The 10,136-nt window shown below is 43.3% G+C and carries 6 protein-coding genes; 1 reads left to right on the forward strand and 5 read right to left on the reverse strand.

What is annotated here, in order from left to right; translation table 11 throughout:
• Window positions 1–365: 365 nt before the first annotated feature.
• From ABTQ23_RS04750 to ABTQ23_RS04760, 3 genes are all read right to left on the reverse strand, one after another.
• Window positions 366–1,349: a Wzz/FepE/Etk N-terminal domain-containing protein gene (locus ABTQ23_RS04750; protein ID WP_408614485.1), complete on the reverse strand. Its 984-nt coding sequence runs from the start codon at window positions 1,347–1,349 to the stop codon at window positions 366–368.
• Between the two features lie 118 nt (window positions 1,350–1,467).
• The gene (locus tag ABTQ23_RS04755; protein ID WP_408614486.1) at window positions 1,468–4,344 is read right to left on the reverse strand and encodes an SLBB domain-containing protein; all 2,877 of its coding nucleotides are present in this window, start codon (window positions 4,342–4,344) and stop codon (window positions 1,468–1,470) included.
• A 24-nt stretch (window positions 4,345–4,368) separates the two neighbouring features.
• A complete protein-coding gene (locus ABTQ23_RS04760; RefSeq protein ID WP_408614487.1) occupies window positions 4,369–5,745 on the reverse strand; it encodes a capsule assembly Wzi family protein in 1,377 nt (458 codons plus the stop codon).
• A gap of 1,071 nt (window positions 5,746–6,816) precedes the next feature.
• Here ABTQ23_RS04760 and ettA point away from each other — a divergent pair.
• Window positions 6,817–8,481 carry an energy-dependent translational throttle protein EttA gene (gene ettA, locus ABTQ23_RS04765; RefSeq protein WP_408614488.1) on the forward strand — a complete coding sequence of 555 codons (1,665 nt, stop codon included), beginning with the start codon at window positions 6,817–6,819 and terminating at the stop codon, window positions 8,479–8,481.
• A 519-nt stretch (window positions 8,482–9,000) separates the two neighbouring features.
• Here the strand turns inward: ettA and ABTQ23_RS04770 are convergent.
• Both ABTQ23_RS04770 and ABTQ23_RS04775 read right to left on the reverse strand, forming a co-directional pair.
• The gene (locus ABTQ23_RS04770; protein WP_408614489.1) at window positions 9,001–9,336 is read right to left on the reverse strand and encodes an AzlD domain-containing protein; all 336 of its coding nucleotides are present in this window, start codon (window positions 9,334–9,336) and stop codon (window positions 9,001–9,003) included.
• Window positions 9,326–10,015 (reverse strand): AzlC family ABC transporter permease, encoded by a 690-nt coding sequence (locus ABTQ23_RS04775; RefSeq protein WP_408614490.1) that lies wholly within the window; start codon window positions 10,013–10,015, stop codon window positions 9,326–9,328. Before ABTQ23_RS04775 ends, ABTQ23_RS04770 begins: the two co-directional genes overlap by 11 nt.
• Between the last annotated feature and the right edge of the window lie 121 nt (window positions 10,016–10,136).

Here is a 10,136-nt window from a genome sequence, read left to right on the forward strand (position 1 = left end):
ATTGCCATAACGCTTGAGAAAATTTCACCTCATTTCACCAAAATCAACGATACCTTCTCATCTAGCTCTCCCGATAAAACATCACAAACTGTCAGCAAAATAATATCTGACGATTTGTGGGTCACTTTGCCCATTTATCGGTAATCGGTTAAGGCTGAAAAACGCATGAATAGGTTTGCTAAGCTAGTCATAAAAGGCTCTTTTTTAATAGTCAATGAAAACACGCTATAAATTGATCCTATTTAACTTAAAATATATAAACCCGATCAATTAAAATAGAAGGGGGATTGGTAATCCTCAATTTGTTCAACCCTTTAAAATCAGGGATATTCATGTGATAAAATGTAAGCTTTGAGAGCATCAAACTAACGTTTTTTATCATTACGAATAAACTCTTTAATACCAACAAAAAAGATTCCTAAGAAGCCACCTAAGACAAGGGCAATCATAATAATCAGTTTACGTTTTGGTTTACTTGCACTTTCTACAACAACAGCAGGATCAATTGTTTTAAACGCATACTCTTTTTGAACTTTAGCTAACATCAGTGTTTTAGTTTGTTGTTCTATTAGTTTAAATAGCATCGTTCGGTTATCCGCTAAGCTTGTTTGAGCTATCTGTTGCTCTAAATATTGCATATTACTTTGCGCTTCGCTCATATCTTGCTGACGGATCTCTTCATTCAAATCAGCCACTAACCAAGTCACCCATTGTTTAGCTATTATAGGTGAATAGTAGTTAATACTAACTGTCGTCATGTTTGTTTTGGTATCTGTATTCACAGCTAATATTTTTTTAAGGAAATATTGTGTGGCTTCTAAACGGGTGGGTTTTAAGCTTTTGCCATCATTATCTAGCCATTGCTTAGTTTTAGGGGTATACAAACTTGTATTGTATATTAGTTTTCCTGTTTTTTTATCCCAGCCTTTAGTTGCCATTAATTGGACCAATAAATGATGACGCTCGATAAAATCACCAATAAATTTGCGCGATTGTAAAACTTGCAAAGCTAAAGTAGCTTTGTCAGTGCCTTGGCCACCTAAATTAATGCCAGCAAGAGATGCTAATCCCCCGAACTGACTTGCCAACCCAGCCATTTGACTGGATTGATTACTGTCTGCCGGGGCAATTAAAGCACTTGACTCATAAATATCTGGTTGCAAAAAAGCGTATATTCCACCAGCGAGCCCAAGTATAAAAGCACATGCAATAATCCACCATTTTCCTTTCCAAAGGACAGAGAATAGCTCTCTTAAATCAATTTCATCATCACTATTTTGCGGCATTGGATAATAATAACCAGGCGGCGGATATTGGGGAATTTGTTGTTGATTCGGTGTTTCTGTCATTGAAATGTCACTGTTTTAAAGAGAACCTGAATTCCACTTCGTTTCATCCAGGCTACAAATAGAGGAATCTCCGGGTTCCACTTTGCTTCACCCGGGCTACAAAGAATTACGTATAAATCTAGTTCACAGCTTTCCAAGCAACGCCCATCTGATAAAGAATTTTGGTTGCTGTGCTTAGTGAACTTAAGCCGTCTAGGTAATCAGAATCAATTGGTACAACAATGGTATCCCCTGGCTGCAGTGGCTTGCTTGAGCGCATAAACCAATAGGATTGATTCGGTAGCATCACAGAACCGTTCGCGCGAATGACGTATACTCGGTCATCATCGGCCTGTTTTTTCTCGCCGCCAGCCAAATCGATATATTGTTGCACAGACTTACTTGAGTTAAATGTGAAGTTGCTTGGCATCTGCACTTGTCCCATCACTGAGATAGTATTGCGCCGTGGTGGAATATATAACTTATCACCGTTTTCAAGCATTACATCACTATCTTCCCTGCCTCGTAATATCTGTGGGAGGTTAATCACCAACCGACCAATGGCAGAGGTTGAATTGAGGTCGTTCACAACTTTAAGTGCATCAGTAGGGCTCGTCGTATATTGGGCATCAGAGGTTTGCCGGCGCAGCGTTAAGGATGCAATTTCTTGGCGCAGATTATCTGAGAGCATTTTCATATGCTGCTGCTCTTGAGCTCGCAATACAGCTCGGCTAAAAATGGCGCCTTGTGGATAAGCGTACTGGGTTAACCCACCCGCTCGCGCCACTAAATCAGCGATAGTTTCACCTTTACCAATGGTATAAGTTCCCGGGTGGCTAACTTCCCCTTGAATTTCTACCGTGTTATCAATGGTCCAGTTAGTTTTACGCTGAATTTCAATGCTGTCTTTTGACTGCAGTGTAAAGTTACTGCCTGTTCCACTCATAATTTTGGCAAGATCAAAGCGAGCATGATTGAGCGATACTTTCCCTGGCATAACTACTGCTCGAGTCAGTTCAGCTTGATCTTTCGCCGCTGACTCAAGCAATCCCCCAGCCGCTGCAATCGCATCTTTTGCCGTTGCACCTTCAACTAATGGATACGTGCCTGGATATGGTACAGAACCGGTAATTTCATAAAGCTGCACTGCATGACCATTGACCGCTTGTTCCCTTAAACGCTCTATAATGGGTTGTAATAAAACCTGTCGTGAATAGGGGCCATTATCTTGCTGGTCGTCACTATTTGGCGTAAACAAATTAGCCTGCGGATTGTTATTCTGAACAATTTGAACACCTGTGGTCGGGTCTATCTGATGTTGCTGCTGGCTATTATTAGTATTCGATTGGCTGCTATTATTTGCAACCGCTTGCCCCGCAGCTGCTGTGTAACCGGCATTTTGGGATTGTGAATTGGCATTAGTTTGGGATTGCGTATTTGTTTGGCCATTTTGCTGCTGGCTATTTGGCTGCATCCCATTTGTTTGGCTTTGGTTACTATTATTGCTGTAATACTGTGATTGGTTATTATAGCTCTGAGATTGACCGTTGTAATTTTGATTATTTACATAACTGTTACCAAAGTTTCCATTTTGATTATCATGTCTTAGCGGTTGTTTGGGTTCTTGCCACGCTTTAGTATCTAAATTATTGGAAAAGACAAAAACTTGGTCTTTATTATCCAATGTTAAATCTTGGGTGTTTTGCCCACCTTTCAAAGCTGCACCTAAATTAAACTGCAAAACTTTAATATGATGCTGCGCGTCAGTTTCCCGCACAATTAAGGCATATGACTGGTCGGTATTTTCTAGCAGGTCATCTGCACCACTGGTAAATAGGTCGCTAATTTTCATGCCCTGATGAAACGCATAAGCCCCTTGTCGAGTCACTGCACCACGAACAATCACTGAATTTTTAAGCTGATCACTTACCTGTTTTAATCGAACTTTGTCACCAGGATGCAATTTAACATTTAACCCTTGGGCGTTCTCGGCATCGGCCGTTAAAACATGAACGCCATCTTCAGCGAATCGTTTTATCTCAACTTGTTGCAAATAAGCATCAGCTTTACTGCCACCGGCGTTTTTAATTAACTCGCCGAGGGTTTCACCCACTTTCATCTCATAAACTGCTGGTCGACGGATTTGTCCATCAATGCTGACATCAGGCCCTTTTGATTCAACAAATACCGTATCGCCTGATTGCAAACGAATATCGTGCTTAGTTTCGCCTTTTAATAGCAAGTTGTAAAGATCAAGTCGGTCAATGACTTTGTGGTTGCGGCGCACGACAATTTTTCGAAGCGAGCCCGTTTTTCTAAAGCCACCGGCCGCGATTAATGCCTGAGTTACCGTTGCTAAACTTGGAATGTTATAGGCGCCTGGCTTGTAAACATCACCAGAGACATACACCTGCATCGTACGCAAAGAGCCAAGAGAAATAGAAGTATCAACCCCTAAGATTTGTTTTTTAATACGATTGTTTAAGTTACTTTTTAATTCGCTAAAGGTTAAACCAGCAACATGAATCGGCCCTAATTCAGGGAACTGAATACTGCCATCACGATGTACTTCAAGCTGATAACTTTCGTTTTTTGAACCAAACAGCTGAATATCAATCTCATCGCCTGGCGCAATTAAGTAGTTATTCGGTACGGGTAAATCATCAACTGGGGTATAGCTTGAAGGCTGCCCTGCAAATAAATCATATCCAAAATCGATTAACTCGCCTGGCTTTTTACTTTGGTCATTTTGATTATTCGGTTGTGGATTAGAATTAGCATCAACGTTGCGCGGCATAATCGTTTGCTGATGTATCACATCTTGTGTATCAGACTGACTACTACCACCAGTAAGTGAACTAAGGTCGACACCGTACTCTTTGGCGAGGGTTTGTTGTTGTGATTGGGGAAGCTGTTTAAATTGTGCTATTTGTGCCGCTGAAAAATTCGCAGCATAACTTGTTAAACTGAAAAAAGCCGCTGATGCGGCAATAATACCTGCTTGTAGTTTTCTCATTCGCGACATAAACCTAAAAATTAATTAAAAACGAAAATCCCAACTTCCCCAGTAATTCCACTGGTCAACGCCGGCATCAGGGTTTTTGTTATAATCGCCCCCCAATGTTACGAGGCTGTTTGCCAACGGCAATTGAATCGATGCCGTCAACTTATCCTTATCTTCTTCATTTGTGTTTTGGTAACGTTGCAACTGCATCGTCCATTCCCAATCATTGGGAGTAACCCAAAGTAATTTAACCGTTTTTGACTCACCCACATCAGCATTATTAAGTGCCAAATCGTTATTAAGACCTGCCAAAGTTGTTTTATTTTGCATGCCTTGTTGCCATTGCTCTTTGGCATCACTGGAGAGTGTTTTGGCTTCAAGTACCCAGCGCAGATACTGTTGGCCTAGATTAAATTGGCTTTGCCAACCATAGACAACTGAGCCGATTGAATTGTCATCATTAAGAGTCGAAACCTGCGCATAGATGCTTTGAGTCAACGTATCGCTTCCAAAGTTTAATTTTGGCAAGCTAATGCGCACATCACCATGGTATTGGTCAATCGAACTATCACTGGAATTAAGCCCGGTGAAATACCCAGTAAAACCGTCTTTGGCATACCATCGCTGGTAACCGAAGCCTAAATCGAACCAACTAACTGGGCTAAATTCAAAGCGGCTGGACCACTGTTTGGCATCATCTTGGGTTGTTTCTAAATGGCCAATAAAGGTTTCAACATGCCAACTCCCAATCACGGGCCAATTATAACCATCATAAGCTAAATCTATCCCGGGGATTGTGCCGCGGGTATGTCCCCAAGCTAAGTTATAAATCCACGTAGGGCCCCACCAACGCTGGCGCGAGCCAAACTCAACACTGGCATTATCTGCATTAAATGAGATGTAACTATTATCGAGGGTGATTTTATCTTGCTCGTTCCCTGATTTATCAGGACGGCGCTCATAATTAGCCGCTAAGCGAAATGCATAGTGAGTCGAGGTTAACTCATAGCTCGATAGCGCTTGCCAATGCTGCGTCATAGGCGCGGCAAAACTTGAATCATCACGGGCATTTTTTGCGTAAGCCACTTTAAAACGGCGATTACCGCGATCGATTAACGCCCCTTGAATGGCATAATTCACATGAGCATAGGCTTGCGCTAAAACAGGAGAAAGTTCATTGGCATCAATCATATTTAACTGTTCGTAAACATGAGACCAACGTACGGGGTAGGTATTAATTGGGGTCGTAATCAGCCCGGCATCGGCTAAGACCTGCAGGTCAGAGCGAAGATACGTATTATCGGGTTCGAGCCAAGGCGATGATTTTGCGGCAAAACTCACAGTCATTGCCGAAAGGGCCAGTAGCTGCAATCCCGCAGAAATACGGCCTCGCAATAATTTGTTCTTTTTCATATTAAGAATATTCCACAATCACGATGATTGTTTTTAAGCTTTGCTCAAAGTATCGATTTAGGCAAAACTTGGAGAAAATAACCACTAATCCAAATGCGTTATTACATGTTGTCCATCAAGTAAAAAGGTACGCTACCGCCCCTGAGTTATAGCCCCCAGAGCGCTAAGAAAAACCAGCAAAAGTCACCAAAAAACTTTATCGGATGATGGTTGTACACAAGAGAGATTTAGATGAAAAACAGACAATCAGAAGAGTTTTTCACTTCAAACCAATGGGCAACAATAGAAAAACATCCTACACAGTTAATAATGCAAAGAAAAGTCTAAAAAATCTCTTTGCTAGTTATTTAATCACACTCCCCTAACCCTTTTTTCTAGCCCCTAAGGGCTTGTCATTTCAAACGGTTTGAAATTTTACCGCACCCACCAGCGCTCATGTGGAGTTTGCTTAAAAATAATATTTATAATTAAATCAAAAAAATGGCCAAGCCACGCTGATAAATCCCCGAAAACACGGTTTACAACCAATCAACAAACCACTAACACGAATCTCCCGTGCAAGGGCACTCAGATCAATTATCGCTCAATGCTCTTGCCTATAAATCCCCCATTTATAGATATAGTGCTTATGCAAAATACTGCCAATTAATTACTCTTACTTTGGGTGATATCTGACAAAAAACAAAACCATCAATAACTCATGTGCGCAGCTTGTATCGTTTGGGCGATTTTTCTATGTATAATTACTAGGGGTTGTTGATCTTTGGTGGTTAAATTTTGTTCGAATTAAACGCATTTTGAACGCGGCGCATCCTGTGTCGCTTAATAAGTTAAGCAAACAGGGTGCAACAAAGTTCAGGATGCGTTTAAATGAACCCGAAGGGCAGTATCTGAGAGGAATTTATCCAGCGTTAAACGTTTTTTGTGGAGAATGACTACACGGCGCAACGTTTGCCTTGCCTAAATTCCTCTCAGATTGCTGCAAAACTAATCACAAAAGGTCAACAGCCCCTAAGAATCTAAGGGCTAACTCTTATGCCCACTCATCTGAAAAAAGAAGGATTTACTCATATGGCTCAATTTATCTACACCATGAACCGTGTTGGTAAAATCGTCCCGCCTAAACGGCACATCTTAAAAAACATTTCGTTAAGCTTTTTCCCTGGCGCTAAAATTGGCGTACTTGGGCTTAACGGCGCGGGTAAATCGACACTACTGCGCATCATGGCAGGGGTTGATACGGACATCGAAGGAGAAGCTCGCGCTAACCCCGGCACTCGAGTTGGATATTTGCCACAGGAGCCACAACTGGATTTAGAAAAAACAGTTCGCGCAACAGTTGAAGAGGCACTCTCTGGAGTGATTAACGCTCAGCAAGAGCTTGATGAGGTCTATGCCGCTTATGCAGACCCAGATGCTGACTTTGATAAACTCGCGCAGCGTCAGCAAGAACTAGAGGCAATTGTCGCCACAGCCGATGGCCACAACCTTGATAACCAGTTAGAGCGCGCAGCAGATGCACTTCGTTTACCGGCTTGGGATGCGCAAATTAAACACCTCTCTGGTGGTGAGCGCCGTCGAGTGGCTTTATGTCGGTTGTTACTAGAAAAACCAGACATGTTATTGCTGGATGAACCAACTAACCACTTAGATGCAGAATCAGTTGCCTGGTTGGAGCGATTCTTAAAAGATTATGAAGGCACCGTCGTTGCCGTCACCCATGACCGATATTTTCTTGATAACGTTGCAGGCTGGATTTTAGAGTTGGACCGCGGCGAAGGGATCCCATGGGAAGGAAACTATTCTTCATGGCTGGAGCAAAAAGAAGCGCGTCTAGAACATGAAGCGGCATCAGAAAAAGCACGCATGAAATCCATCCAGAAAGAACTCGACTGGGTACGCAGCAATCCTAAAGGTCGCCAAGCGAAGAGCAAAGCTCGTATGGCTCGCTTTGAAGAGCTTAATAACCAAGATTACACCAAACGTAACGAAACCAATGAGTTGTTCATTCCAACTGCGCAACGCTTAGGGGACAAGGTTATTGATGTCGAACATTTAAGTAAGTCATTTGATGGTCGAGTGCTCATTAATGACTTGTCCTTTAGTATTCCCAAAGGCGCAATCGTTGGCATTATCGGCCCGAACGGTGCGGGTAAATCAACGCTTTTCAAAATGATTACAGGCACCGAACAGCCCGATAGCGGTGAAGTAAGCCTTGGTGAAACAGTGCAGATTGCAGCAGTCGATCAGTTCCGTGACGCAATGGATAACAACAAAACTGTGTGGGAAGAAGTTTCTGGCGGGCGCGATATTCTAAAAGTGGGCAATATCGATATTCCAAGCCGCGCTTATGTGGGCCGCTTTAACTTTAAAGGAACTGACCAGCAAAAACGCGTTGGCGAGCTCTCTGGTGGTGAACGAGGCCGATTGCATCTGGCCAAATTATTGCAAACAGGCGGTAATGTTCTACTGCTCGACGAACCAACCAACGATTTGGATGTAGAAACGCTGCGAGCGCTGGAAAATGCTCTTCTCGACTTTGCCGGATGCGCGTTAGTTATCTCGCATGACCGATGGTTTTTAGACCGTATCGCGACTCATATTTTAGATTATCGTGATGAAGGGCAAGTGAACTTTTATGAAGGTAACTTTACTGATTATGAAGCGTGGTTGAAGAAAACCTTAGGCGCTGAAGCCGTTGAGCCGCATCGCATTAAATATAAACGGATTAACTAAATCGATATTGTTTTTAGATTAATGTAGCCCGGCAGTGGCATAACGAATGCTGGGAGTAGCGAAAACCGAGCATGACCCGGATTTCGCTTCGCTCCATTCGGGCTACAATAAAACCACCATCAAACATGGAATACCCTCCGAGAATATCCTCGCCATTCACGTAGCCCGGCAGTAGCGAAGCGGATGCCGGGAAATTACCCAAATCAACATACGAGCATTAAACAAGTTCACATAACCCCGGGTTCCATTTCATTCCATCCGGGCTACGAAACCTGATGGAAGCTCACGAAAACATCACCAATATTTATGTAGCCCGGTAGAAGCGAAGCGGATGCCGGGAAATCCCCCAAATCAACATACGGGCATCAAATACGCTCACATCCCCCCCGGGTTCCATTTCATTTCACCCGGGCTACGATACCTGAAGGAAACTCACGAAAATATCACCAATATTCATGTAGCCCGGCAGAAGCGAAGCGGATGCCGGGTTATGAATAAGCTCAATGTAACTGTAACAACCTATCCCAACCAATACGCTAATACCGCAAATGCCCCAACCCCGCAAAAGGTTGGTAAGGCAATGCCGCCCCAACGATATTTCACCAGGCAGATAACAATTAACGCACCGACAATTTTTGCACTGTCGCCGAATGCATGAGAGAGATGAACCATCGGCCAAAGGGATGCCACTAACAACACCGTAATTGCACTCGGGCCAAGGGCTATCAAAAACCGTCTCAAGGCATTATCGCGGCTACTACCTGTGGATTTAGTGGCGCGGCGCAGTGGCAGGTAACGAATTAAAAACGTCCCCAGACAACCGCCTAAAATGATCCACCAAATACTAGTGCTCATAATTACGCCTTAACATAGCAAACGCCGCTCCGCCAATCATCCCCAGTAACATGGCCCAATGCGAAGCAACCAGTGGCAATAACGCTGCGGTGATAACGGCACTGGCTATAATCACTTTTAATCCTGAAGTATGCATAATCTCCAGCAATAAACTGGCAAATAAGGCTGGTAGCACAAAACTGATGGTTTCATTGAGCCAAGCAGGGCCGCTGGCAAGCTGTTGACCTAAGATAAGCCCCAAAGCAGTCCCCAACAGCCAAGAGGAATACGCACCGAGCGCGACACCGAAAAACCAGCGGCGGCGAACAGCAGGTTCTATCTCAGCTAAACGCCCACTCGCACTGGCAAACACCTCATCGGTTAATCCGTACGCTAAAACAGCTAGCGGGAAACGCTCTTTGTGACCACTAAAAAAACGTGCGATGGATGGACCATAAAACAGATGGCGTACATTTATAAGCAATACCGCAACCAGTGTATTGATAACGCCAGCGCCAGCTGCGACTAACCCAACCAATACAAATTGGCTGGCTCCAGCATAGACAAACATCGACACAGCCATCGTCATCCAGGCTGATAATCCCGCGTGCTGGGCGGTTAATCCAAAAGAAAATGAAACAGGAATATATCCAGCCATGATAGCCAGACTATCTCGCAGCCCTAATGCGATATAACGCATTGCATTACCTTTTTACTCAAAAGCGACAAAAATTAAATTAGAGTGTGTTGATCTTTGTTGTACATATATTAGTCAACCCACATAGGTAGCCACATAAGAGAAAATGCCAGAGCGACCACAC

Source organism: Celerinatantimonas sediminis (genome assembly GCF_046054195.1).
Classification (GTDB): Bacteria; Pseudomonadota; Gammaproteobacteria; order Enterobacterales; family Celerinatantimonadaceae; genus Celerinatantimonas.